Below are 22539 nucleotides of genomic sequence, written 5' to 3' on the forward strand. Positions count from 1 at the left end.
CAACCTTCGAGGTGACGAGTCATCGCCGGATCAGCGTCATCTCGGGGTCGACCACGGGCTCAGTGGCCACCGTCGCGGCGTAGGTGTCGGTCAGGTAGGCGACGCTGACGGCATCACCGGCAGCCACCCCGGCGGGTAACCAGGCATAGGCGATGGTGCGGCCGATGGTGGCCGAATAACCGGCGCTGGTCACGTACCCCACCACGGACCCGTCGATACTGACCGGCTCCTTGCCCAGCACCACGGCGTGCGGGTCGTCGAAGACGATGCTGCGTAGCACCTCTGCCGGTGCGGTGGATCTGTCCAGTGCAGCCTTGCCGAGGAAGTCGGCCTTGCGGTCCGACACCGCGAAACCCACACCTGCCGCGGCGGGCTGGTGCTCGGCGGTCATATCGGTGCCCCAGGACCGGTAGCCTTTCTCCATCCGCAGGCTGTTGAACGCGATCCGGCCCGCCGTGATGACCCGGTGCCGTCGGCCTTCGGTGTGGAGCAGGTCGAACAGCGTGAGCCCGTGCTCGGCGGACGTGTAGATCTCCCAACCCAATTCGCCCACATAGGAAACTCGCATCATCGTCACCGGCACCGGCCCGATGAACGTGCGGCGCGCCGTGAAGTAGCCGAAGGCCTGGTGCGAGATATCGGCCGCGCACAGCGGTGCCACCAGATCGCGGGCCCGCGGCCCCCACACTCCGAGACAGCACGTGCCGCCGGTGATGTCGCGCACGGTGACGCCGCCGGCGGGCAGGTGCCGGAGCATCCAGTCCATGTCCAGCGGGCCGTTGGCGCCCACCTGGAACAGGTCCGCATCGAGGCGCGCCACCGTGAGATCGCTTCGGATACCCCCGGTTTCGTCGAGCATCAGCGTGTACGACACTGCGCCGGGCTTTCTGTCCACGTTGTTGGTGGTCAGCGCTTGCAGGAACGCGCAGGCACCGGGGCCGCTCACCTCGTAGCGGGTGAGTGGCGTCATGTCGTACAGCGCGACGTGCTCGCGGGTCCACCGGGCCTCGGCGATCGAGATCGGCGAGTAGAACCGGCCCGACCACTCGTCACGTTCGGGGAAAGCGATACCCTGGGAAGCCAATTCGGTCACCAGTGCGGCGTTGGCGTCGTACCACGCCGGTCGCTCCCAACCCGCACCCTCGAAGAAGAAGGCGCCGAGTTCGGTCTGCCTCCGGTGGAACGGGCTCACCCGCAGATCGCGTGGCTCGGAACGGTATTGATGCGGGTGGATGATGTCGTAGACCTCGACAAAACCCTGCGAGCTGGTCGTGAGGATGAACTCCGGGCTCGTGGCGCACTCCTCGAACCGGTAGAGATCACATTCGTGGACGTCGGTCCGCGGAGTCCCGTCGACGATCCATTCGGCCATGGCCTTGGCCACTCCGGCGGAGTGGGTCACCCATACGGCCTCCGCCACCCAGAAGCCGGCCAGGTCGCGGTGTTCGCCCATGATCGAGAAGCCGTCGGGGGTGAAGGAGAAGATCCCGTTGAAGCCTTCGTCGACCGTGGAATCGGCCAACGCCGGGAGTAGGTCCGTGCTGGCTGCCCACGCCGGGGCGAAGTCATCCTCGGTGAACGGCAGCATCGACGGCATCGGCTGGCCGGCGGTGTCGGTGGGCAACGTCCGCATGTCCACGGGCATCGGACGGTGCCCGTAGAACCCGATACCGAGGCGGTCGCCGTATTCGCGGTAGTACAGGTCCTTGTCCTGGTGACGCAAGATCGGCATGCCCGGTTCATCCTGCCCCCGCAGGCCGCGCACCGGGCCGGTCTTGGCGAACTGGTGGGCCATCGGTACCAATGGCACCGTCAGGCCGACCTTCGCGCCGAGTTGCGCACCCCAGAACCCGGCGGCCGAGACCACCACGTCCGCGGCGAATTCGTCACCCGAGGTGGTGCGAACACCGACCACCCGGCCACTGCGTTCCAGGATGTCGGAGACTTCCTGGTTGCCGACGAACCGCGCGCCGTTCTCGCCGGCGCGTTCGGCTTGGGCGGTGGCGGCGAGCAAGGCCTTGGCCAGACCGTCGGTGGGGGTGTGGAAACCGCCGAGGATGCGGTCGGTGTCGAGCAGTGGATAAAGCTGTGCGCACTGCTGGGCGTCCAGCAGCTGCCCAGGGATGCCCCAGGATCTGGCCCAGCCGAGTTTGCGGTGCAGGTCGGTCCAGCGGGCCGGGGTGGTGGCCACTTCCAGCCCGCCCACCTGGCTGAACGCGTTCAGGCCGACGAACTTCTCGACCGTGTAGCGGGCGAACTCGCTCATGGTCTTCGATCCGTTGGTCTGGAAGACCAGCCCGGGCGCGTGGGAGGTCGAGCCGCCGGTGATGAACAGCGGACCGCGGTCGAGGACGGTGACGTCGGTGCAGCCGCGGGAGGTCAGCTCATCGGCCAGCGACGTCCCGACGATTCCCGCGCCGATGATGACAACCTTGCGACCAGTCATGCAGCGCTCCTGTTGCACATAAAGCAACCCATGCGGTAGGCGCAACGTTATCCAGGTGTGTGGGACCGCGCAACAGGTGGTCTCGAATACGTATTTTCGCCGGTGCGTGGGGCCGCGGGTAATTCCTACGCTGTGCCGATGTCTGCTAGCGAACTGTGCTGGACTCCTGCCACCGAACTCGCCGGCCAGATCCGGGCCGGGTCGCTGTCACCGACGGAGGTGGCCACCGCGTTCGCCGACCGGATCGAGGCCGTCAACCCCGAACTCAACGCCTACATCCACTTCGATCGGGATCAGGTGCTGGCCGATGCCGCCGAACTGCAGGCCGAACTGGCCGCGGGTACCACCCGCGGACCGCTGCACGGCGTGCCGTTCTCCATCAAGGGTCTGACCACCATGGCGGGGCTGCCCTTCGATTCCTCGTTGAAACCCCTGGGCGGCACCGTCGGAACACACGACGCCACCGTGGTGACGCGGATGAAAGAAGCCGGCGGGCTGTTCCTGGGCAAGACCAACGCACCGGAATTCGGGTACTACGGCGGCACCGACAGCCACCTGTACGGCCCGACTCACAATCCGTGGACGCGTGGCCACACGGCGGGCGGTTCGAGTGGGGGAGCGGCGGCCTCGGTGGCCGCCGGCCTCGGTCCGCTGGCCGAAGGGGCCGACGGCGCCGGCTCGGTGCGCATTCCCGCCGCGTTGTGCGGCGTCGTCGGGTTCAAACCCTCGCTGGGCCGGATCCCACACACCCTGCTCGACGGCAGGCACTACACGCACATCTTCCACGGGCCGATCACCCGGACGGTCGCCGATGCGGCGCTGATGTTCTCGGTGATGGCCGGGCCGTCGGATTCCGACCCGAACAGCGTTCCCGCCGACGGGATCGACTACGCGGCGGCCGTCAACGGTGACATCGCGGGTTGGCGCGTGGCGTGGTCACCCGATCTCGGCCTGGGGCAGGTGGACCCCGAGGTCGCAGCCGTCTGCGCCGAGGCCGTCAAAGTGTTCGAATCGCTCGGCGCAGTGGTCGAGGAGGCGACGCCGGACTGGGGCGACCCCGAGGAGGCGATGTGGAAAGCGCTGTGGGTGCCCGGTTATGCCTGCGAGTACGACGTGCTCGACTGGAAGTCGATGCACGGTCAGGTCGACGACAACCTGATCGAGATCTTCGCCCAGGCCGAGGCGCTCACCGCTGTCGAGATCGGTCGGGCCGAAGCCTTCCGCGGCCGGATGTGGGATACCTTCAGCGCCTTCATGCGCCGCTACGACCTCCTGGTCAGCCCCACCCTGGCCACCGCATCGTTCCCCCTGGACCGGTTCGCGCCGGAGTGGCTGGACGGACAATCGCTACAACGCAGGCTGCTCGGTTGGTTGCTCACCTACCCGTTCAACATGACGACCACCCCGGCCATCTCGGTACCCGCCGGCTTCACCGCCGACGGACGCCCGGTGGGTCTGCAGATCGCGGGCCGGCACCGCGGCGATGCGGACGTGCTGCGCGCCGCCGCCAACTACGAGGCCGCCAGGCCGTGGGCGGGCGTCACGCCGAACCTCTGACGCGGCACCATGGCGCAGTCCATGGCCACTCGAGCCGCCTGGACTCTGTTGGTGACGCCGAGCTTGCGAAAGATGGCTTCCACATGGGTGGTGACCGTGCGAACGGCCACGCACTCCCGTTGTGCGATCTCGGCGTTGGTGTAACCCTCGGCCAGCGCGCTCAGGATGATGTGCTCCCTGGTGGTCAGGCCCAACCGCAGTCGGTGGCTCACCACCTCGGCGACCGCGGCGAAATGAGGCGTCAGAGCGGTGACCGTGTGGGCCGACACCCGTCCGACGCCGATGCGTAACTCGCCCACGCGATGGCCGCCGGCCGCGAGGACGTGCCGCGTCGTCGCGGCGGCGCGGCCGGAGCCCAGGGCGGCCACCGCGACGTGGTCACCGCGCGCGTCCAAGGCGCGAAGCTCACCGTGGGTGACACCGCCGGAGGCGGTCAGGAGTTCGAGCAGGGCCAGGCCGCGCCGTTCGGGAACCGGTGACAACAGTCCGGGCAGAGGTGACAAGTCCACATCACGACCCTGGCGGTGGACCATTTCTGGTCCTGCCGGTGGGCCGTCACGGCGCCGTTACGGCTGGTAACGGCCGCGTTTCCGAGGGTGGACGGCATTGTGACGGCTTTGCGGTTTGAGCTTCGGCGAACACGGGTAGCCAGGGCCAACGCTGCAGCCAGGCGGCGTCACACTGCCTCCTGCGGGAAGGAGCTGTCATGGCTCTTCCATCACTGCATCCCTTTGACCTCGTGTTGGCCTCGACGCGGCTGTACTCGTCATTGCCGGTCGTGGGAAAACACCTCGAGCCCTTCGCCGGTCTGACGGCGATGGCACTCTACGGCGGCCACTACGCCCCGACGGCGATGCGGGCGGCGATCCACCGCCGATCCGGTGCCGCGGCGGCCCCGGCCGATGACGCGGAGGCCGTGATCGACACTGCCGTGGACCTGGCGGAGCAGACCCGCGGCACTCGGGTCCCGCCGTTTCTTCGCGCCAGTGCGCAGCGGCGCCGCTGTCTCTACCGCAGTTCCGTGCGCTACGGCGATCACCCGGCACAGCTGCTCGACGTCTGGCGCCGGCCCGACCTGCCACCGGGCCCGGCCCCGGTGCTGTTGTTCGTACCGGGCGGCGCCTGGGTGCAGGGCACGCGCGTGCTGCAGGGGCACACGCTGCTGCATCACCTGGTCAAGCAGGGCTGGGTGTGTCTGACAATGGACTACCGGGTGTCTCCCGTGCATCGCTGGCCCCGGCACATCGCCGACGTCAATGCCGCGATCGCCTGGGCGCGCGCCAACGTCGACCGATTCGGCGGTGACCGCCGGTTCGTGGCGATCGCCGGTTGTTCGGCCGGCGGGCATCTGGCGGCGCTGGCCGGATTGACCCCGGGTGACCCGGCGTTCCGGGGCGAACTGCTGGAGCACGCCGACACGTCGGTGGACGCGGTGGTCGGCATCTACGGACGGTACGACTGGCAGGACCGGTCCACGGCTGCGCGGGAGAACTTCCAGGGCTTCCTGGAGCGAGTTGTGGTGGGCCGCAAGCAGAAACGGTACCCTGATGTGTTCTCGGCGGCGTCACCGATGGCCCGGATCCATCGAGACGCACCGCCGTTCTTCCTCATCCACGGCGACAGTGATGTCGTCATCCCCGTCGACGAGGCGCGCGCCTTCCGGGATGCGCTGCGGGCGACGTCGCGGAACCCGGTGCAGTACTGCGAGATTCCACGTGCCGGGCATGCCTTCGATCTGGTGGACAGCTCACATGCCCGGCGGTGTTCGGTCGAAGCGGCGAAATTCCTCAACGAGGTGCACCAACAGCATCGTGCCGCGGGGGCAGTGGCCGTCTAACGGACGCTGTCGAAGAACGCCCGCACGTCGTCGACGAACAGTTCCGGCTGCTCGAACGCTGCGAAGTGACCGCCGCGGGGCATCTTGGTCCAACGGGTGATGTTGGCGTAGTTGGCTTCACACCACGTGCGGGGCGCCTGCAGAATCTCCTTCGGGAACGCCGCGACACCGGTGGGCAGCCGGACCGGTTCGCCACCGCCGAAGCTGGTGAAACTCTCCCAGTACAGCCGTGCCGAGGAGGCGCCCGACGCGGTGGCCCAGTAGAGCATCACATTGTCGAGCAACTCATCGCGGGTGAGCACGTTCTCGGGGTGGCCGTCGCAGTCCATCCAGGACCAGAATTTCTCGACGATCCAGGCCAGTTGTGCCACCGGGGAATCCACCAGACCGTATCCCAGGGACTGGGGCCGGGTGGACTGCTGCTTGGAATAGCCCGAGTCCCACTTCCGGTAGTGATCCACGCGTGCCAGGGCCCGTTTGTCCTCCTCTGACGGGTTGGCCAGCACCTCGGCGGGCGGACTGCCGATCGGCATGTTGGTGTGGATCGCCACGCAATGGCCGACGTTGCGTCCGATCTGGCGGGTGACGGCCGCGCCCCAGTCACCGCCTTGGGCGCCAAAGCGGTTGTAGCCCAACCGAACCATCAGAGTCTCCCAGGCGGCGGCGATCCGTTCGACCCCCCAGCCCGTGGCGGTGGGTTTACCCGAGAAGCCGTAGCCGGGCAGCGACGGGCACACCACATCGAAGCCGGCGTCGTTGAGGGGGGCGATCACTTTCTGGAACTCGACGACCGAGCCCGGCCACCCGTGGGTGATGATCAGCGGGAAGGCATCCGGTTGGGGCGAGCGCTGGTGGATGAAATGGATATCGACGCCGTCGATCTCGGTGATGAACTGGTCGAACCGGTTGAGTGCGGTTTCCCTGGCTCGCCAGTCGTAGCCGTCGGCCCAGTACCCGGCCAACTCGCGGGTGTAGGCCAACGGGATGCCCTGGCTCCAGTCGTCGACCGGTTCCGGCTCCGGCCAGCGGGTATTGCGAAGCCGCCCTTGCAGATCGGTCAAGACGGTATCGGGAATCGAGATGCGGAACGGGTGCACATCGGCCATCACCTGATTGTGCCCGACGTCACCGGCTCGGCGGGACCCCCAGCGCCAGAACGGCTGCGTCGTCTTCGAGCCCCTGACCGAAACTCGCCAGGAGTCGGCGGGTGAGGGTGACGAACTCCGCCGCGGCGGCCGGCGCGTGCTCGGCGGCGAACCGCAACAGCGCGTGTTCGTCGTCGAACCGGCCCGTCCCGTCCACTCTGGCTTCGGTCAATCCATCGGTGTAGAGCACCAGGGTGTCGCCGGGCGACAAGTGCAGCGGCGCCGCCACGATGCGGGGCGTGTCCAACAGGCCGATTCCCTGGCCGCCGGCCAGGTCGACGTGGCGGGCGTGTCCGTCTGCGGTGAGCAACAGGGCGGGAGGATGGCCACCGGAGGCCAGGTCGATATCGAAACCCGTTGTGCAGGGCGTGATCACACCGAAAATGACGGTGCAGAACCGGGGATCCGCGGTGGAGAATTCGGGCCGCAGCACCGCGTTGAGATTGGCCAGCACCCTCGTCGGGTTGTCGTCGTAGACCGCGGCGGCTCGCAGGGTGTAGCGGGTCAGAGAGGTGACGGCAGCAGCCCCGGCACCCTTGCCCGACACATCGCCGAGGAAGAAGCCCCACCGATGCCGGCTGAGCGGGAACAGGTCGTAGAAGTCGCCGCCGATATCGTCTCCCGACGAAGGGTGGTAGTAAGCGGCGGCGTCGAGCCCGTCGGGCGGAGTCAGCTTCGGCGGCAACAGGGAACGCTGCAGGGTGTCGGCGAGTACCTGTGCCCGTTCGCGTTCGGTGTCGGCGCGCTGCCGCGCGTGCAGGAGTTCGCGTTCGTAGGAACGGCGTTCGCGGGCATCCTGCACGGTGATGCGCAGGGCCACCGCCTCACCGTTCGGGCCTAACTTGACGTTGGCGGTGACAAAAACCGGGATACGGCTGTCGTCGGCCGCCACGAGATCGACGGTGATCCCGCTGAGCTCTCCCCGCATCTGGAGCAGTGGCGCAAAGTGCGTTTCGTAGTGGATGCGCCCGCCGCCGTTGAGCAGATCGGGAAAACGCTTGCCCAGCAGATCCTCTCGTGTGAAACCGAGCCACCTTGTCAAAGTGGCGTTCACGTCGGTCAGCCGGCCGTCGGGCTGTGCGGTGACGAACCCGCAGGGAGCGTTGTCGAAGAAGTCGCCGAGGTCCACACGCGCCGCATCGGACATCAGGCGCGTCGGGCGAAGGCGGCGATCGTTGCCGCGGTGGCTTCAGGCACACTCAGGTGGGGGCAGTGGCCGGTGGCCTGAAGCGTCACCAGCTCGCTACCGGGAATGTGGTCGCGGACGTAGGCACCGACCTCACGGGGGGCCAACGTGTCGTCAGAGCATTCCACGACCAGGGTGGGCACCTGCACCTTGGCGAGATCGGCTCGGTTGTCGGACAGGAAGGTGGTGCGGGCGAAGGCCAGCGCCCGCGACGGTTCGGTCCGGCAGAAGCTGTCGGTGAGCTCGTCACCGAGTTCGGGACGATCGGGGGTGCCCATGATGGCCGGCGCCATGGCGCTGGCCCACCCCAGGTAGTTGCTCTCCATCGACTCGAGGAGTTCGTCGATGTCGCGCCGGGAGAAGCCGCCGCGGTAGCCGTCGTCATCGAGGTAACAGGGCGACGGGGTCAGCAGCACCAGCCCGCGGAAGGCGCTCGGTTCGGCGACAGCGGCCAGGACACCGATCATGGCGGCCACCGAGTGCCCCACGAACACGGCGTCCCGCAGCCCCAACCCGTCCACGATCTCCAGAACGTCGTCGGCGTAGCGCTGCAGTGTTGTGTATTGCGCGGCGTCCCAGGCGTCGGGATCCGATGATCCCGCCCCGACATGATCGAACAACACCAGACGAAACTCGGACTCGAGCCTCGGTACCACCAGACGCCACAGGTTCTGATCGCAGCCGAAGCCGTGCGCGAGAACGATGGTCGGCCCGTCGTCGCGCCCCACAACGTGCACGTTGTTGCGCGCTCGGACGTCCATGTCCCCAATACTCCCATCAGGTCCGTGTGCTGAGATACTGCACGGTAGGCACGGCGACCGTGGGGAGAGGTGATGACGGACGACGTATCCGGTGGTTTCGCCGTGCACGAACACGTGGTGGAGGGCATCACAGTGGTGGAGGTTCACGACGTGGTCGACATGCTCACCGCGCCGCTGCTCGGCACCGCCCTCGGCACCGCGCTGGCAGGCTCGCCGCGCGCGCTCGTCATCGATCTCAGCAAGGTCACCTTTCTGGCCTCGGCCGGCATGACGGTGCTCGTCAAGGCGAAGGAACAGATCGGCGAGCAAGCCGGGTTCGCTGTGGTCGCCGACGGTCCGGCGACCAGCAGGCCGCTCAAGCTGGTGGGGCTCGACGACGTACTCAATGTGCACCCCACCCTGGAGGCGGCGCTGCTGTCGTTGGGCTGACGTCGACCAGGCGCGCATCTTGACATGAGGTAGCAGGCCGGCACCAGGTGGCATCCTGGAGGAGTGGGCCTGGTCATCCGGCTGATCGAGTTGCTGATCATCGTGGTTCCGTTGATCGGCGTCATCTTCGCGGGCTCGAAGGCCGTCTCGAGATTCCGGAGACAGGCGACGGATCCGGAGGGGACGGCACCGGCCCCGGCCGTGGTCGCCGAAACCGGGTCGACCAACCAGGCTGCGCGCTGGCGCGCGATCCAGCGCACGATCGGCGAGCATGATCGCACCGACACCAGATGGCTGGAGTACGAGCTCGACCCGGTCACCTTGCTGGACTATCCGCTGATGACCGACATGTCCGAGCCCGTCACCGAGCGTTTCCACCGGGCCAAGTGGCGCGCCGATCTGCTGCGGCCCGCAACCGCGGAGGCGCTGCTCGACGACCGTGATGCCGCCGCCGAGTACCGCGCCGCGGTCGAGGATTACGTCAGCGCGTTCGCTGTCGCCGAGGCCGAAGCGACGCGCCGCAAGCGGAGCTACTTCGCCGAGGACGACCAGCAGCGGGTGGCGCGCGCGCAGAACCTGCTGAGAATGGCCACCGACGACGGGGCGACGCAACAGGAACGCGAGCGGGCGTACGGCCTCGCGAGGCGAGAGCTGGAGGGGCTGGTGGTACTGCCGGAGCGGGCGCGGGCTCAGATCGAACGTGGGATCTCGGGAGAGCTGGGCACGTAGATCGTTAGGGCACTAACAATTAGTGTACTATCTAAGCGTGACGATCGAGACCGTACGTGAGGCCGACCCCCTCGCACTCGAACAGCAAGTCTGTTTCGCGTTGGCGGTCACCAATCGCGCGGTCCTTGCGGTTTACCGTCCACTGCTCGAACCGCTGGGTCTCACGCACCCGCAGTATCTGGTGATGCTCGCACTCTGGGACCGCCGCAAAGACGGTCCGGGGCCGCTGTCGGTGAAGCAGATCGCCACCACCTTGCAGCTCGATTCGGCCACCCTTTCTCCCATGCTCAAACGCCTCGAGGCGCTGGGGTTCATCACGCGCACCCGGAGCGTCGCCGACGAGCGCTCCACAGCCGTCGAACTCACCGCGGCCGGGGTGGAACTGCGTGAGCGGGCGGTGGCCATCCCGCCCGCCGTGATCGCCCGGCTCGGGGTCGACATGGCCGAACTCGAGCAACTGCACCGCGTCCTCACCCGGGTGAACGCCGCCGCACTCGCGGCCGGCGCCCTGGAAAACTAGACCCGACGACACAGGAGCACCATGTCCGCCGACAAACCGAAGACCGCCGACAAACCGAATGTCTGGCAGTACATCGCCTTCTCCTACGGCAAGCGGTTGCCGGATTCCATGAAGCGATGGGTGGCCGAGGATCTCGCCGGCCAGGGCGCCGTCAGGCGTCACATGATCCGGTTCGCCATCCCGCCACTGTTGGTGCTCGGACCGATCTGGCTCATCCCCGCGTCCTTCTACGTGCGTCTGGAGATGACGGCGCCGATCTACATCTGGGCGTTGCTGATGGCGCTGGCCTTGAACAAGGTGTGGCGTCGGCACCGGCTGGCGCAGCACGGCCTGGACCCCAACCTCGTCGACGTGATCAAACGCAAACGCGACGCCCACATCCACGACGACTACATCCGCCGGTTCGGCCCGCGGCCCGAGGACGCCAAGCGGCAGTCGAACAGCAGCCCGTTCTAGCGACGTGTGGGCCCCGGCCATGCGGGTAATAGGCACGCATGGCGAAGATCGGTTACTTCCTGTCGTGTGAGCAGTACACCCCGTCACAATTGATCGACCAGGCCAAGCGCGCCGAGGATGCTGGGTTCGACGCGCTGTGGATCTCGGATCACTTTCACCCGTGGAACGACGAGCAGGGGCAGAGCGCGTTCGTCTGGGGTGTCATCGGTGCACTCTCGCAGGTGACGTCGCTGCCGGTGTCCACCGCGGTCACCTGCCCGCTGATCCGCATGCATCCGGCCATCGTCGCCCAGGCCGCCGCCACCGCCGCCGTTCAACTGAACGGCCGCTTCGTCCTGGGGGTGGGCACCGGTGAGGCGCTCAACGAGCACGTCCTCGGCGACCAGTGGCCGGCCCCGGCAGTGCGCCTGGAGATGCTGGAGGAAGCCATCGAGGTGATCCGGCGGCTGCACACGGGCAAGAAGATCAGCCACCGCGGTGAGTACTACGACGTCGAAGAGGCGCGCATCTACACCGTGCCCGACGAACCCGTGCCGATCTACGTGTCGGCCTTCGGGCCCAAGGCCGTTGACCTCGCGGCCCGGGTGGGCGACGGCTACTGCACCACGATGCCGGACGCCGACCTGATCAAGCAGTTCCGCGACGGTGGCGGTGGCGACAAACCCGTGCAAGCCGGGACGAAGGTCAGCTGGGACGCCGACGCCGACAAGGCGCTCGAGGTCGCCCATCGGTTGTGGGCCAACGAACAACTGCCCGGCCGGCTGGCCCAGACGTTGCCGTCCCCCAAGGATTTCGCCGATGCGATGACACTGGTGCCGCCGGACAAGGTGGCCGAGTCGGTGACCTGTGGCAGTGATCCGGACAAGCACGCCGCGCAGGTCAGGGAGTTCGTCGACGCCGGCGCCGACGAGGTGTACGTGCAGCAGGTGGGGCCCGACATCAAGGGGTTCTTCACCGCCTGGCAGCGCGACGTGCTGCCGCAGCTGCGTTGACGGCCGGGACCCGGTGTTGCGTCCGACACCGGGCGTGAGCCCTCAGATCGCTTCGAACGGTTCCCCGTCCAGGGCCACCGACGGTTCGCCGTCCGGGCCCACCGGAATGTCGCCCACCAGAGTGATGCGGTAGAGCCGGCGGTCATGGTCGCTGGTCAGATCACTGGGCGCCAGGTGCACGGTGGAGCGGTTGTCCCAAAACGCGATACTGCCGGGCTCCCACTTGAACCGGACGGTGTACTCGGGCCGGGCGAGCTCGTCGTAGAACAGGCCCAGCAGCCGCCGACTCTCGTGTGGTGAGACGCCGACGATGTGGGTGGTGAAACCGGGGTTCACGTACAGGGCTTTCTCACCGGTCTCGGGGTGCACCCGCACCACAGGATGCTCGGTGAGCAGTGGCCGCTGATTGACCCGGCGCTGATAGTCCTCGGTGGCGGTGGTTCCGTCCGGGGGTGAAAAGCGGTGTACCGCACGAAGTGTCTCGGCCAGCCTCTGCACCGGTGCGGACAGGCCGGCATAGGCCGCGACGGTGTTCGACCATTGGGTGTCACCGCCGTAGGGCGGGATCACCTCCGCCCGCAAGATGGAGGCCGCCGGCGGGTTGACCGCCGCGGTGACATCGGCATGCCAGTTCGGCTTGTCGAATCCCCGGGTGGCGCCGTAGCGGGATTTGAAGCGGTCCCGGAAGATCGGGTAGATGGTCGGGTAGTTCGCGTCGGCGATCGAGTCGAACAGTGGATGGGCCGGTGTCGGTGCGCCGAAGGCCGATGCGAAACGCAGGTGATCGTCGTGGTCGATGAACTGATCGCGGAAGAACACCACTTTCCATTTCAGCAGCGCGGCGCGGATGTCCGCGATCTGCGCGGAATCCAGCGGCCGGGTCAGGTCGACGCCCCGGATCTCGGCTCCGGTCCACCCTGATTGGGGTCGGACGTCAACGGCTTGCGCGGTGTTGGCTACCTGGGTCACTGGCTGGTCTCCTTGTCACTGGTTGATCGGCTTGGGTGTCACACCGTCGAGCTCGTTCTGGGCGGTGACGATGTCGTTGTAGCGGCCGTCGACGTACGGGGTCACGTCCACCAACGTCTTGGTGGTGCCGGTCTCGTGCAACCCGTCGGCGACCGTCTGGAACAGGGCGGTGGACTCGTCGTCGATCGGGTAGTAGGAGGCCACCCCGTCCTCCTCGTAGAGCTTCTTGCCCTGGTCGTAGGTGATGCCCTGCTGCTCGACGTAATAGGCGTTGATCCACTCGTCGGCGTGGGTGTCCTTCCAATTGTTGGCTGCCACAGCGCGTCCCACGTAGTCACCGATCGCCGCGGCCTTGGCGGGGTCATCGAGAACGTCTTTGCGGACGATCAGGCTCTGGATACCGGTGTTGATTCCGGTGCCGTCGCCCAGGATCGGCGGTTCACCCAGCTGGTAGTACTGGTTGCCCAGGACGATCGCCGCCTCGACCGCACCGGCCGCGAAGGTCGGAACCACCTCTGCGCCGGCCAGTTCCACCGGTTGCACATCGGTGCGCAGGTCCAGCCCGTGCTTCTTCAACAGGGCCGCGGTCACCATGTGGCGGCCGGAACCCGGCGGGTAGGCCACCCGTTTGCCGCGCAGGTCTTCGATGGAGTCGATCCCGCTGTCGGGCTTGGCCACCAGGTAGTAACCACCACTCGTGCCCGGATTGGCTTGTAGGCCGATGGTGACCAGATCGGTGACACCGCTGTCCACTGCGATCGGCACCGGCGCTTCGCCGATCGAGCCGATGTCCGCGGCGCCGGAACGCAACGCTTCGATCACCGCCGCACCGCCGCTGAAATCGGCGAACTCGACGCTGTAGGGGGCGTCCTTGCCGGCGTCGGCGAGATTCCACGGCAGTGACTGGGTGGCGTTCTGCTCGGCGACCACGATCGCGGTGCCTGCGGGAACGTCGGTGTTGGTGGCGATCTGTACGGAATCGATGGCCTCTTCCGTGCCGTCATCGGACAGTCCACATGCTGCAGAGAGCAGCGAGACAGCAAGCAGGGCAGACACTTTCAGATATGACATGGGGTCGTCCTCAGAGTTGGATTTCGCCGGTGACGCCGAGTTCGGCGAGCAGTTGCCGGCGCAGGGTGGCGAACTCGTGTGAGTCGCGGGCCCGGGGTTTGGGCACCGTGACGTCGACATCCAGGGAGATGACGCCATCGGTCAGCACGATGACGCGGTCGGCCAGCAAGATGGCTTCGTCGACGTCGTGGGTGACGAGCAGGACCGCGGGGGTGTGCCTGCGGCACAGGTCGACCAGCAGGCCGTGCATCTTGATGCGGGTGAGCGCATCCAGGGCGCCGAACGGCTCGTCGAGCAGCAGCAGCTGTGGTTCGCGAACCAGGGCCCGCGCCAGTGCGACTCGCTGCGCTTCACCGCCGGAGAGGGTGCGCGGCCAGACCTTGGCCTTGTCGGCGAGGTTCACCTCGTCGAGTGCCGCGCGGGCCTTGGCCCGTACCGCCGCCGAGGCGGGTAGGCCGATGGTCACGTTCGTCAGCACCCGCTGCCATGGCAACAGCCGCGGATCCTGGAACACGATGGCCCGGCGTTCCGGAACCCGGACGTCACCGGTGAACTCGGCGTCCAGCGCGCCGAGGGCCCGCAGGAAGGTGCTCTTGCCCGACCCGCTGCGGCCCAGCAGCGCAACGAACTCTCCTGACCGGATCTCGAGGTCGAGTCCGTCCAGAACAACGTTCTCGCCGAACGACTTCCGGACATCGCGGGCGATGACGACGGTCTCGGTGAGCGTTTCAGTCGCCGTCATACGCACGTCTCCAGGTGAGCAGGCGCGCCTCCAGGAAGCGCACGATGAGGATCGAGATGAGCCCGAGGATCGCGTACACCGCGATGAGGACGAACACCACGTCGATCTGGAAGTACTCGCGGGCGTCGGTCATCATGCGGCCCAGACCCTTCTTGGCGTTGATGGTCTCGGCGAAAATCAGCGACAGCCAGGAGGCGGTCAGGGCCAGCCGCAGGCCCACCAGGAACCCGGGCAGTGAACCGGGGATGATGACCCGGTAGATCAGCTCGGCCCGCCCGGCGCCGAACGAGCGGGCGGCCTCGACCAGGCCGGCGTCGACGCTGCGGATCGCACTGAAGGTGTTGATGTAGATGGCGACCGCCACCGCGAGGGTTATCAGCGTGATCTTGGGGACCTCGCTGATGCCGAACCAGACGATGAGCAACGGAACGAGCGCGAAGTTCGGTACCGCGCGCAGAACCTCCATGTTGGCGTCCACGAAGTTCTCGCCGATCCGGGAAAGCCCCGCGATCAGTGCCAGGACCAGACCCAGGACGATGCCGAACACCGCGCCGTAGCCGACCCTCAGCAGACTCGTGACCAGGTGCTCCTGCAGCGAACCCGCCGCGATCAGGTCCACTGCCGCGGCCAGCACCCGGGTGGGTGGCGGGACGGTCCGCTCATCGAAAACACCTGTGGTGGAAAGAATTTGCCACAGTGCGACAAGCAGGACCGGGCCGAACAGGCGTTGCAGCCAGCGTGGCACCAGCTGGCGCCGCTGCCGCTTGCTGATCAGCGCACGCGGGTCCACCAGCACCGCTGCGCTGCGCGCGCGGGGGAGCACCGTGGCCATGTCAGGCTGCTCCGAAGAACTCGCCTGAGATCGATTCCGACTGACGGCCGTCGGGGCCAACGGGGATGTCGCCGACCAGCGTGATGCGGTGCAGTACCCGGTCGCCGTCGACGTGCTCGAAATCGCGTGGGGCCAGGTGCAGCGCCGCCCGGTTGTCCCAGAACGCGACGCTGCCCGGCTCCCACTTGAACCGCACCGAGTACTCGGGGCGGGCGATCTCCTCGAACAGCAGATCCAGGATGTGCCGGCTCTCGCGCGGTGACAGATCCACGATCTCCCGGGTGAACGACGGGTTGACGTAGACCACCGGTTCCTTGGTCTCGGGATGGATCCGCACCACGGGGTGCACCGAAGCCAGTGGATTGGAGCGCACCAGATCGCCGATCTTCTCCGAGCTGCGGTCGGCGCCGACGTGCGTGCCGAACCGGTGTTCGGCACGCAGCTCGCCGATGAACTCCCGGACCGACTCGGACAGGCCCTGATACACGGCAGCGACGTTGGTGAACTGGGTGTCGCCGCCGAACGGTGGCACCACCTCGGCGCGCAGGATCGAATGTGACGGCGGATTGATCAGGGGTGTGACGTCGGCGTGCCAACCAGGACCGTTGGGACTCTGCCGCTTGCGGTACTTGGTGCCGTACCGGTGATCGTAGGCAGCGGGTGAGACCGTGTGGATCTGCGGGAAACCGGGCGGGGCGGAGTCACCTTCGTAGGGGTGTCCCGGTGTCACCGCGCCGAACTGAGCGCCGAACGCGATCTGTGCAGCGTGATCGAGGGTCTGATCCCGGAAGAACACCACCTTCCACTTGTGCAGCGCGGCGCGGATCGCCGCCTTCTCGGGTTCGGTCAGCGGTGTCGCCAGATCGACCCCGCTGATCAGGGCTCCGGTCCAGCCGGACAGCGGCGAAATCTGCACAGCGGTGGCCGTAACATCATCGGTGGCAGCAGTCATCGACACTTCCCCCTCGAAAGTGGTTGCAAGATCCTGGTATTCGACGTTAACGGGGAATTGCCGGATGGCTACGGGTTTGAATCGGCGTGAAAAGAAGGCCGCCGGCGGGCGCTGACACCCGGTACGGCACAATTGGATTCAATCTGAAGTCGAGCGAAAGTCGCAGGTAGCCCTATGTTCACCATCGCCCAGCCGACCCTCGCCGTGCGGAATTCGACCGAGCGGTTCCCGGTACGGCGGGTGTACTGCGTCGGACGCAACTATGCCGACCACGCCCGCGAGATGGGCGCCGACCCCGACCGCGAGCCGCCGTTCTACTTCGCCAAGCCGGCCGATGCCGTCTTCACCGTGACCGAGGGGTATCAAGGTGGCCCGGCCGGCGTCGCGCCCTATCCGCCGCAGACGGCCAATCTCCATCACGAGATCGAGCTGGTGGTGGCGCTAGGTGCCGGCGGGGCCGACATCCCGTCGGCGACCGCCCTCGAGCATGTCTGGGGTTACGCCGTCGGGGTCGACCTCACCCGCCGTGATCTGCAGGACGCCGCCAAGGCGGCGCGCCGGCCGTGGGATCTGTCGAAGGGGTTCGACGCCTCCGGCCCGGTGTCGGAGCTGGTGCCGGCGGCCGATGTTCACCCGGACCGGGGCCGGATCTGGATCAGTGTCGATGATCAGTTGCGACAGGAAGGTGACCTGGCCGACCAGATCTGGCCGGTGGCCGATGTCATCGCGTACCTGTCCGCCTCGGTCACGCTGCAGCCCGGGGACCTGATCATGACGGGTACCCCGTCGGGCGTCGGGCGGATCGACCGCGGCCAGCGAGTGGACGCAGGGATCGACGGAGTCGGAGAGCTGCACTTCACGGTCGAATGAGCGCGCCTGTCGGCCGGTGAGCGCCCGGCCTGGGACAGTCGACGCATGAGGCGGGTGCTCCTGGTGGTGCTGATGTGCGTGCTTTTCGCCGTCGCGCCGACACCGGCCGCCCGGGCGGATTTCGCCGCCCGGATAACCCAGGCCGATGAGTACCTCCGAACCCGGCCGGGCACCGTCGGCTATGTGCTGCGGGACCGGACGACGGGACTGGCTCACCGCAACAGCGCGGCGGGGGCGATGATCTGGACCGCATCGACCATCAAACTGGCCATGGTGGTCGACCTGCTCACCCGGGCCACCGCAGGGCAGATCAGCCTCACCGCAGAAGACCGTCAGCTGATGGCCGACATGATGCACTCTTCGGACAGTGATGCCGCGGACGCATTGTGGGCCCGGTTCGGCGGCGCCGACCACATGGCGTTCAACCGCAATTTCCCGGCCTACGGGATGACCGGGCTGAGACCGCAGCCGGGCTTCGGTGACACCTACCCGGACTGGGGTTTCCAGAAGTCGACCGCCGACGACCTCGACCGGTTGATGAACTACACCCTCGGCAGACTGCCGGCAGCGCAGACTGCCGCGATCGTCGCCGAGATGCAGGGCGTCGACGCCAACCAACAGTGGGGAGTCTGGGGCGCGGGGCCCGACATGGCCCCCGGCAACAAGAACGGATGGTCACCGGAACAGGGCGGCTGGGTGGTCAACAGCGTGGGTTTCGCCGGCCCGGGCCAGCGGTACACCCTGGCGATCATGAACTCCCTCGAAGGTGACGGTGGTTTCGAGGACGGGATGCAGACCACCACCCGTCTGGCCGAGATCCTGCTGGGTTCGGGCTCATGACAGTCCGGTCAAGGGCGGGCCGGCGCGCCATACCTCGATTGCAGGCGCCAACCCCTGCGCCAGCACCGGCAGCTCGGGGATCAGCGCCGCACACGCGATGAACTGCAACGTGCGGGCCGCATCCATCACCTGCTGGATCCCCGGGTCGGTGGTCCGTAGACCCACCCGCCGCGCCGCTGCGTCGTAAGCACCGTTGGCGTCGGGACCCATCATCGCCAGATCCCACTCGACCGGACCGCAGGTGACGTCCTCGAAGTCGGAGAATCTGATGCCGCTCCTGGTGCGAATGACGTTGTGCGACGGGCCGTCACCGTGCAGCGGCTGTACGTCGATGCCAGGGAAGGCGCGACTGAACGCCGCAGCGTCGCACAGCGCCGGCCGCAGGGTCTCGTATTCGGTTCGGGCACGGGCGATATCGGCATCGGTGAGCAGGTCCGAGGGGGACAGTGCGGCGAGCATGCCGGGCACGCCGACGTTGAACGGGGCCAGGAACGGCAGCGGGTGGGGATACCGCGCCAGCGCAGCGTTCAGTTCGGCGGTGTAGGCCACATCGACACCGGAGTACGGTGCGTGGTCGTCGGCAAGGTCGGCGAGGTCCCAGAACGTCATCGCGAAGCCGTTGTGGCGCACCGGTGCTCGCGGTACCAAGGCGGACGGAGCGATCACCGGGACGTCCCGCTCATCGAGCCACGCCACGACATCGAGTTCGCGCTGCTGCCGTCGCAATTGGGACTCTGGTGTCAGGCCCAGGGGTATCACCACCTGGACCCGCGCCACGAGGGGAGCAGGCCTCAGGTGCACGACCACCGAGAACACATCGTGCAGTACCGCCCCGGTGTCGACGTGCACCCCGAGAACTCGGGCCGCGTCGACCGCTGCCTGAGTCGCCCGCTGGCTTCGGCGGGCCTGTTGGTCTGCGCTGATCACCGGCGCCACCCTGCCACGGGCGGCCTTGCGCTGTCACGCGGTTTTGGGGGCTAGCACTACCTGGAAATTGTGGGCAGCGCGGTGGTGGCCGCGCCGGTCAGCACGCGAGGCTGGTGACCATGCAATCTCACGTATCCACCGTGGAGCACCTGTCCCGCCGGTTGTCCGTGGTCGTCCCCGGCTCCTACGACGAGGTGCGGAGCCGTTACGAGCGTCTGGTACCGATCGTGGACTACGCCGCTTTCGCCGCCGCGCACACCTGGAACGAGGCGGTGATGGCCGCGGAAGACAGTGCACCACACGGATTCATGCGGTACTACCGCGGCGATATCGGTGCGGCGCTGGCTGATTCACCGTCGACAGGCCAAGCCACCGAGTACCTGATGGGCAATCACGTCATCGCCGAACGGATGTTCCGGCACGATCCGGCGGTGATGTTGCACGCTCCGTTGCGGACGGTGATCCACCTCGATCGGGCCGGCGAGACCCGCTTGGTGGTGGACCAACCCAGCCTGCTGTTCGCGAGTTTCGGGGTGGACGAGATCACCACTGTCGGGCTCCACCTCGACGAGCTGTTGGCGCGGCTTCTCGAGCTGCTCGGGGGCGAGGTTCCCATCGCCCTGCGCAGCGCAGCCGGTGCCGTGCGGGAACGGAGAGCGTCCTGAAGCTGCCGCCCAGGCCACGATCAATCCGGCGCCGACGTCTCCGTGACCCGTTGCGCCACTTCGGCGAGGGCGGTGTTCGACTCCTGCGAGAGCTTCTTGAGCAGCTCGAAAGCGCTCACCGCGTCGATACGGAACCGTTCCATCAGAATGCCTTTGGCCTGGCCGATCACATCGCGGCTCATCAGTGCACTGCGGAAGTTCTCCTCCCGGCGCGCGCTGTCCCAGGCCAGCGCGGCGTGCGTCGCGAACACCACACCCACGTCCACGCTGTCGCTGTCGAAGGCCCGCGGAGCGTCGGCGTAGACGTTCAGCGCACCGAGCCGTTGCCGGCTGGTGAACAGTTCGAAGGCCAGGATCGACCGGATCGGTGTCAGGTCGAGCGCGGCTTGTCGGTAGCTGGGCCACCGGTGGTCCTCGGCGAGGTCGGTGACGTGCACGGTGTGGTGTTCCCAGGCGGCGACCAGGCATGGACCCTCGAGGAACCGCTGCTGGACCTCGTCGAGAATGCGCGCATAACGGTCGGTGGAAGCCTGCGTCGTCACTTCCCGCTTGCGGCTGACGACGGTCAGACCGGCGTACTGGGCACCAGGCACGGTTTTCACGGCCTGCGCGACGAGCTCATCTGTGACGACTTTGCCTTCATCGCCGGACCAGTTGTGCAACTCGCGGGCCAGGTCGGCGATACGTAGGTGCAGTGCTGCAGGGTCGTATTCGTCCATGGCGGTCCGTTCGATTGCGGTCTGTGTCGACTTTAGTGCGCAGTCCGTGGGCCCCGACGGTGTTGTACCGAGCTCACAAGAACGAGCGCGCCCGGGCGAGGCGAGCTTGCCACCACCGGATGGTGTTGCCGTCGGTGAGCGCCCACCGGGCCAGCAGTTCGGGTTCCGGTCGCGGTGGCATGGGAGCGACGGGTACGAAGCCATCCACCGGCACCAGCGCGCGCGTTTCGGTGGTCACATCGGCGGTCACCCAGCTCGGACGGGCGATCGCACAGTCCAGTGGCAGCTCGGGCAGGGCTCCGGCCAGCGCCGCCGCACCGGCCGAACCGACACTCGACTGGTGCCCGGCCCGCACCACGCCCGGCAGGCCGGTTGCCTCGGCGGCGCGCAGAGAACGCCGCACGCCTCCGAGGGCGGCGCAGCTCAACACGGCGATATCGGCGTGACCGCCCAGCGTCGACCACGATTCGACGCCGGCGACGTCGACGGCGATCGGGACATCGACCCGGCGCCTGACCTGGGCGAGTTCATCCACCCGGTCCACCGGGAGTTCGACATATTCGAGCGCGCCAGCGACACCGAGGAGGGCGGCTATCCCGGACGCCGCGGCCTCGACGTCCCAGTCGCCCCGCACCACGCAACGAATCCGGCCCTCGGGTCCCAGCGCATCGCGCACCGCCTCCACGCGCGAGCAGTCAGCGTCGAAGCTGCCCGCCCAGACGGTCACTTCGGCGGTGCGGCATCCCGATGACACCACCAGATCGCGCGCCACATCCGGATCGACCGCGGGCACCGCGACCGCGACGGGAACCCGGCCGCGGACGGGATCCGGCCAACCCACGGTGCCTGGCTCGACCGCCGCGGTGAGCCACCGAGCGGCGTGCCGGTCATCGGCGTCATGGGGCGGGCTGAATTCACCCCACCCCTGCGGCCCTTCGATGAGCATGCACACGCGTGGGCCCGACTCGCCGAAGCCCGGCAGTACCGGCAGTGCCACCACGACGGCATTGTCGAAGTCGATCAGTGTCTTCACGCATGGCACGATCGCACTGATGCTTCCTCCTGACAATCACGTGCACTCGGAATTCTCGTGGGATACCGGAATCCACGCGTCGATGAAGCAGACCTGCCGGCGTGCTGTCGAAGTAGGTCTGCCCGCCGTCGCCTTCACCGAACACATCGACTTCACCGAATGGGGCGCCGACGATCATCCGCACGGTGAAATCGTCTGGCGGGAAAGGGTTTCGCCCATCGATCTGGACGGATACCTGGCCAGCGTGCAGGAGTGCTGCGACCTGTTCCCCGAACTGCGCATCCTGACCGGGATCGAGGCCGGCGAGCCGCACCACTTCGCCGGCAGTGTCGCGACTGTGCTGCGCCAGGCGCAGTTCGACCGGGTGCTCGGCTCGTTGCACTCGATCGTGCATGACGGTCGGTTGGTCTACACCGACCGTGTTTTCGGGTTGCGCCCGGCCGCCGAGGTGGTGCGTGACTACTTCGCCGAACTGGTGAATCTCGTCGAGGGCTCCGGGGTCTTCCAGGTCCTCGCGCACTGCGACTATCCGCGCCGCTACTGGCCTCGCGCTGAGGGGCAGTACGTCGAAGCCGACTACGAGGAGGAGTACCGCGCGGTGTTCCGCGCATTGGCATCCTCGGGCCGGGCGCTGGAGCTCAACACCGCCAGCCCGCTCGCGTCGGCGACATTGATGCGGTGGTGGTACCAGGAGGGCGGCGGGGCCGTCTCGTTCGGCAGCGACGCGCACGTGCCATTGCGGGTGGGCCAGCACTTCGACGTCGCCGTGGACATCGTGTCCGCCGCCGGCTTTCGGCCCGGGCGTGACGAATACGACTTCTGGCGCCGGTGAGCGGCCGCTGACCGTCGGTACGCTGGCGG

At 67.4% G+C, this 22539-nt stretch carries 24 protein-coding genes; 11 read left to right on the forward strand and 13 right to left on the reverse strand.

Going from position 1 to position 22539, the window contains the following annotated elements:
- Positions 1 to 19: 19 nt before the first annotated feature.
- Positions 20 to 2446: a GcvT family protein gene (locus AC3A6P_RS07350; RefSeq protein ID WP_487690216.1), complete on the reverse strand. Its 2427-nt coding sequence runs from the start codon at positions 2444 to 2446 to the stop codon at positions 20 to 22.
- Positions 2447 to 2584: 138 nt separating this feature from the next.
- Here AC3A6P_RS07350 and AC3A6P_RS07355 point away from each other — a divergent pair, with 138 nt between their 5' ends.
- Positions 2585 to 4003 (forward strand): amidase, encoded by a 1419-nt coding sequence (locus tag AC3A6P_RS07355; RefSeq protein ID WP_487690220.1) that lies wholly within the window; start codon positions 2585 to 2587, stop codon positions 4001 to 4003.
- On the opposite strand, the gene AC3A6P_RS07360 is transcribed toward AC3A6P_RS07355, so the two are convergent.
- The gene (locus tag AC3A6P_RS07360) at positions 3958 to 4512 is read right to left on the reverse strand and encodes a helix-turn-helix transcriptional regulator (protein ID WP_487690223.1); all 555 of its coding nucleotides are present in this window, start codon (positions 4510 to 4512) and stop codon (positions 3958 to 3960) included. The two genes, AC3A6P_RS07355 and AC3A6P_RS07360, sit on opposite strands and share 46 nt — an antisense overlap.
- Before the next feature lie 197 nt (positions 4513 to 4709).
- Here AC3A6P_RS07360 and AC3A6P_RS07365 point away from each other — a divergent pair, with 197 nt between their 5' ends.
- A complete protein-coding gene (locus tag AC3A6P_RS07365; protein WP_487690226.1) occupies positions 4710 to 5840 on the forward strand; it encodes an alpha/beta hydrolase fold domain-containing protein in 1131 nt (376 codons plus the stop codon).
- On the opposite strand, the gene AC3A6P_RS07370 is transcribed toward AC3A6P_RS07365, so the two are convergent.
- Genes AC3A6P_RS07370 through AC3A6P_RS07380 form a run of 3 tightly spaced genes read right to left on the reverse strand, consistent with a single transcriptional unit; the run spans position 5837 to position 8932 of the window.
- A complete protein-coding gene (locus AC3A6P_RS07370; protein ID WP_487690229.1) occupies positions 5837 to 6946 on the reverse strand; it encodes an epoxide hydrolase family protein in 1110 nt (369 codons plus the stop codon). The two genes, AC3A6P_RS07365 and AC3A6P_RS07370, sit on opposite strands and share 4 nt — an antisense overlap.
- 19 nt (positions 6947 to 6965) lie before the next feature.
- Entirely contained in the window at positions 6966 to 8132 is a 1167-nt protein-coding gene (locus tag AC3A6P_RS07375; RefSeq protein ID WP_487690232.1) for a SpoIIE family protein phosphatase, read from the reverse strand.
- Positions 8132 to 8932: an alpha/beta fold hydrolase gene (locus tag AC3A6P_RS07380; RefSeq protein WP_487690234.1), complete on the reverse strand. Its 801-nt coding sequence runs from the start codon at positions 8930 to 8932 to the stop codon at positions 8132 to 8134. Before AC3A6P_RS07380 ends, AC3A6P_RS07375 begins: the two co-directional genes overlap by 1 nt.
- A gap of 72 nt (positions 8933 to 9004) precedes the next feature.
- Between AC3A6P_RS07380 and AC3A6P_RS07385 the strand changes: the two genes are divergently transcribed.
- From AC3A6P_RS07385 to AC3A6P_RS07405, 5 genes are all read left to right on the forward strand, one after another.
- The gene (locus tag AC3A6P_RS07385; RefSeq protein ID WP_487690237.1) at positions 9005 to 9361 is read left to right on the forward strand and encodes an STAS domain-containing protein; all 357 of its coding nucleotides are present in this window, start codon (positions 9005 to 9007) and stop codon (positions 9359 to 9361) included.
- 63 nt (positions 9362 to 9424) lie between these two features.
- Positions 9425 to 10090: a hypothetical protein gene (locus tag AC3A6P_RS07390; RefSeq protein ID WP_487690240.1), complete on the forward strand. Its 666-nt coding sequence runs from the start codon at positions 9425 to 9427 to the stop codon at positions 10088 to 10090.
- A 43-nt stretch (positions 10091 to 10133) separates the two neighbouring features.
- Complete coding sequence (locus AC3A6P_RS07395) at positions 10134 to 10610, forward strand: MarR family winged helix-turn-helix transcriptional regulator (protein ID WP_487690612.1); 477 nt, start codon at positions 10134 to 10136, stop codon at positions 10608 to 10610.
- A gap of 21 nt (positions 10611 to 10631) precedes the next feature.
- Positions 10632 to 11066, forward strand: a complete 435-nt coding sequence (locus tag AC3A6P_RS07400; RefSeq protein WP_487690243.1) for a DUF5313 domain-containing protein — start codon at positions 10632 to 10634, stop codon at positions 11064 to 11066.
- 38 nt (positions 11067 to 11104) lie between these two features.
- Positions 11105 to 12058 (forward strand): TIGR03557 family F420-dependent LLM class oxidoreductase, encoded by a 954-nt coding sequence (locus AC3A6P_RS07405; RefSeq protein WP_487690245.1) that lies wholly within the window; start codon positions 11105 to 11107, stop codon positions 12056 to 12058.
- Between the two features lie 42 nt (positions 12059 to 12100).
- Here the strand turns inward: AC3A6P_RS07405 and AC3A6P_RS07410 are convergent, their stop codons facing one another.
- From AC3A6P_RS07410 to AC3A6P_RS07430, 5 genes are read right to left on the reverse strand one after another with little or no spacing between them, the layout of a single operon-like run.
- The gene (locus AC3A6P_RS07410; protein WP_487690248.1) at positions 12101 to 13027 is read right to left on the reverse strand and encodes a TauD/TfdA dioxygenase family protein; all 927 of its coding nucleotides are present in this window, start codon (positions 13025 to 13027) and stop codon (positions 12101 to 12103) included.
- Between the two features lie 15 nt (positions 13028 to 13042).
- Positions 13043 to 14098 carry a PhnD/SsuA/transferrin family substrate-binding protein gene (locus AC3A6P_RS07415; protein WP_487690252.1) on the reverse strand — a complete coding sequence of 352 codons (1056 nt, stop codon included), beginning with the start codon at positions 14096 to 14098 and terminating at the stop codon, positions 13043 to 13045.
- 10 nt (positions 14099 to 14108) lie between these two features.
- On the reverse strand, positions 14109 to 14840 hold the full coding sequence (locus tag AC3A6P_RS07420) for an ABC transporter ATP-binding protein (protein WP_487690255.1): 732 nt from the start codon (positions 14838 to 14840) through the stop codon (positions 14109 to 14111).
- Positions 14827 to 15672, reverse strand: a complete 846-nt coding sequence (locus AC3A6P_RS07425; protein ID WP_487690258.1) for an ABC transporter permease — start codon at positions 15670 to 15672, stop codon at positions 14827 to 14829. The genes AC3A6P_RS07420 and AC3A6P_RS07425 overlap by 14 nt, the downstream gene beginning before the upstream one ends.
- Position 15673: 1 nt before the next feature.
- On the reverse strand, positions 15674 to 16624 hold the full coding sequence (locus AC3A6P_RS07430; protein ID WP_487690261.1) for a TauD/TfdA dioxygenase family protein: 951 nt from the start codon (positions 16622 to 16624) through the stop codon (positions 15674 to 15676).
- Between the two features lie 174 nt (positions 16625 to 16798).
- On the opposite strand from AC3A6P_RS07430, the gene AC3A6P_RS07435 reads away from it, so the two are divergent.
- Complete coding sequence (locus AC3A6P_RS07435; RefSeq protein WP_487690265.1) at positions 16799 to 17494, forward strand: fumarylacetoacetate hydrolase family protein; 696 nt, start codon at positions 16799 to 16801, stop codon at positions 17492 to 17494.
- A 45-nt stretch (positions 17495 to 17539) separates the two neighbouring features.
- Positions 17540 to 18334 carry a serine hydrolase gene (locus AC3A6P_RS07440; RefSeq protein WP_487690268.1) on the forward strand — a complete coding sequence of 265 codons (795 nt, stop codon included), beginning with the start codon at positions 17540 to 17542 and terminating at the stop codon, positions 18332 to 18334.
- Here the strand turns inward: AC3A6P_RS07440 and AC3A6P_RS07445 are convergent.
- Positions 18329 to 19261 (reverse strand): phosphotransferase, encoded by a 933-nt coding sequence (locus AC3A6P_RS07445; protein WP_487690270.1) that lies wholly within the window; start codon positions 19259 to 19261, stop codon positions 18329 to 18331. The two genes, AC3A6P_RS07440 and AC3A6P_RS07445, sit on opposite strands and share 6 nt — an antisense overlap.
- 119 nt (positions 19262 to 19380) lie before the next feature.
- On the opposite strand from AC3A6P_RS07445, the gene AC3A6P_RS07450 reads away from it, so the two are divergent.
- Positions 19381 to 19926: a DUF302 domain-containing protein gene (locus AC3A6P_RS07450; protein ID WP_487690272.1), complete on the forward strand. Its 546-nt coding sequence runs from the start codon at positions 19381 to 19383 to the stop codon at positions 19924 to 19926.
- Positions 19927 to 19946: 20 nt separating this feature from the next.
- Here the strand turns inward: AC3A6P_RS07450 and AC3A6P_RS07455 are convergent, their stop codons facing one another.
- On the reverse strand, positions 19947 to 20645 hold the full coding sequence (locus tag AC3A6P_RS07455; RefSeq protein ID WP_487690275.1) for a GAF and ANTAR domain-containing protein: 699 nt from the start codon (positions 20643 to 20645) through the stop codon (positions 19947 to 19949).
- Positions 20646 to 20718: 73 nt separating this feature from the next.
- Positions 20719 to 21678, reverse strand: coding sequence for an enolase C-terminal domain-like protein (locus AC3A6P_RS07460; RefSeq protein ID WP_487690278.1), 960 nt, complete (start codon positions 21676 to 21678; stop codon positions 20719 to 20721).
- A gap of 19 nt (positions 21679 to 21697) precedes the next feature.
- Here AC3A6P_RS07460 and AC3A6P_RS07465 point away from each other — a divergent pair, with 19 nt between their 5' ends.
- Positions 21698 to 22510, forward strand: coding sequence for a PHP domain-containing protein (locus tag AC3A6P_RS07465; protein ID WP_487690280.1), 813 nt, complete (start codon positions 21698 to 21700; stop codon positions 22508 to 22510).
- Positions 22511 to 22539: the final 29 nt, after the last annotated feature.

It is taken from the genome of Mycobacterium sp. Soil_C_30, assembly GCF_057656995.1.

What these genes read in the sequence shown, in the direction of transcription:
- AC3A6P_RS07425 (WP_487690258.1), bottom strand. Translation starts at nt 15,672, where the DNA reads ATGGCCACGGTGCTCCCCCGCGCGCGCAGCGCAGCGGTGCTGGTGGAC.
- AC3A6P_RS07350 (WP_487690216.1), bottom strand. Translation starts at nt 2,446, where the DNA reads ATGACTGGTCGCAAGGTTGTCATCATCGGCGCGGGAATCGTCGGGACG.
- AC3A6P_RS07370 (WP_487690229.1), bottom strand. Translation starts at nt 6,946, where the DNA reads ATGGCCGATGTGCACCCGTTCCGCATCTCGATTCCCGATACCGTCTTG.
- AC3A6P_RS07420 (WP_487690255.1), bottom strand. Translation starts at nt 14,840, where the DNA reads ATGACGGCGACTGAAACGCTCACCGAGACCGTCGTCATCGCCCGCGAT.
- AC3A6P_RS07430 (WP_487690261.1), bottom strand. Translation starts at nt 16,624, where the DNA reads ATGACTGCTGCCACCGATGATGTTACGGCCACCGCTGTGCAGATTTCG.
- AC3A6P_RS07435 (WP_487690265.1), top strand. Translation starts at nt 16,799, where the DNA reads ATGTTCACCATCGCCCAGCCGACCCTCGCCGTGCGGAATTCGACCGAG.
- AC3A6P_RS07455 (WP_487690275.1), bottom strand. Translation starts at nt 20,645, where the DNA reads ATGGACGAATACGACCCTGCAGCACTGCACCTACGTATCGCCGACCTG.
- AC3A6P_RS07415 (WP_487690252.1), bottom strand. Translation starts at nt 14,098, where the DNA reads ATGTCATATCTGAAAGTGTCTGCCCTGCTTGCTGTCTCGCTGCTCTCT.
- AC3A6P_RS07355 (WP_487690220.1), top strand. Translation starts at nt 2,585, where the DNA reads ATGTCTGCTAGCGAACTGTGCTGGACTCCTGCCACCGAACTCGCCGGC.
- AC3A6P_RS07440 (WP_487690268.1), top strand. Translation starts at nt 17,540, where the DNA reads ATGAGGCGGGTGCTCCTGGTGGTGCTGATGTGCGTGCTTTTCGCCGTC.
- AC3A6P_RS07400 (WP_487690243.1), top strand. Translation starts at nt 10,632, where the DNA reads ATGTCCGCCGACAAACCGAAGACCGCCGACAAACCGAATGTCTGGCAG.
- AC3A6P_RS07405 (WP_487690245.1), top strand. Translation starts at nt 11,105, where the DNA reads ATGGCGAAGATCGGTTACTTCCTGTCGTGTGAGCAGTACACCCCGTCA.
- AC3A6P_RS07375 (WP_487690232.1), bottom strand. Translation starts at nt 8,132, where the DNA reads ATGTCCGATGCGGCGCGTGTGGACCTCGGCGACTTCTTCGACAACGCT.
- AC3A6P_RS07385 (WP_487690237.1), top strand. Translation starts at nt 9,005, where the DNA reads ATGACGGACGACGTATCCGGTGGTTTCGCCGTGCACGAACACGTGGTG.
- AC3A6P_RS07450 (WP_487690272.1), top strand. Translation starts at nt 19,381, where the DNA reads ATGCAATCTCACGTATCCACCGTGGAGCACCTGTCCCGCCGGTTGTCC.
- AC3A6P_RS07380 (WP_487690234.1), bottom strand. Translation starts at nt 8,932, where the DNA reads ATGGACGTCCGAGCGCGCAACAACGTGCACGTTGTGGGGCGCGACGAC.
- AC3A6P_RS07365 (WP_487690226.1), top strand. Translation starts at nt 4,710, where the DNA reads ATGGCTCTTCCATCACTGCATCCCTTTGACCTCGTGTTGGCCTCGACG.
- AC3A6P_RS07465 (WP_487690280.1), top strand. Translation starts at nt 21,698, where the DNA reads ATGCTTCCTCCTGACAATCACGTGCACTCGGAATTCTCGTGGGATACC.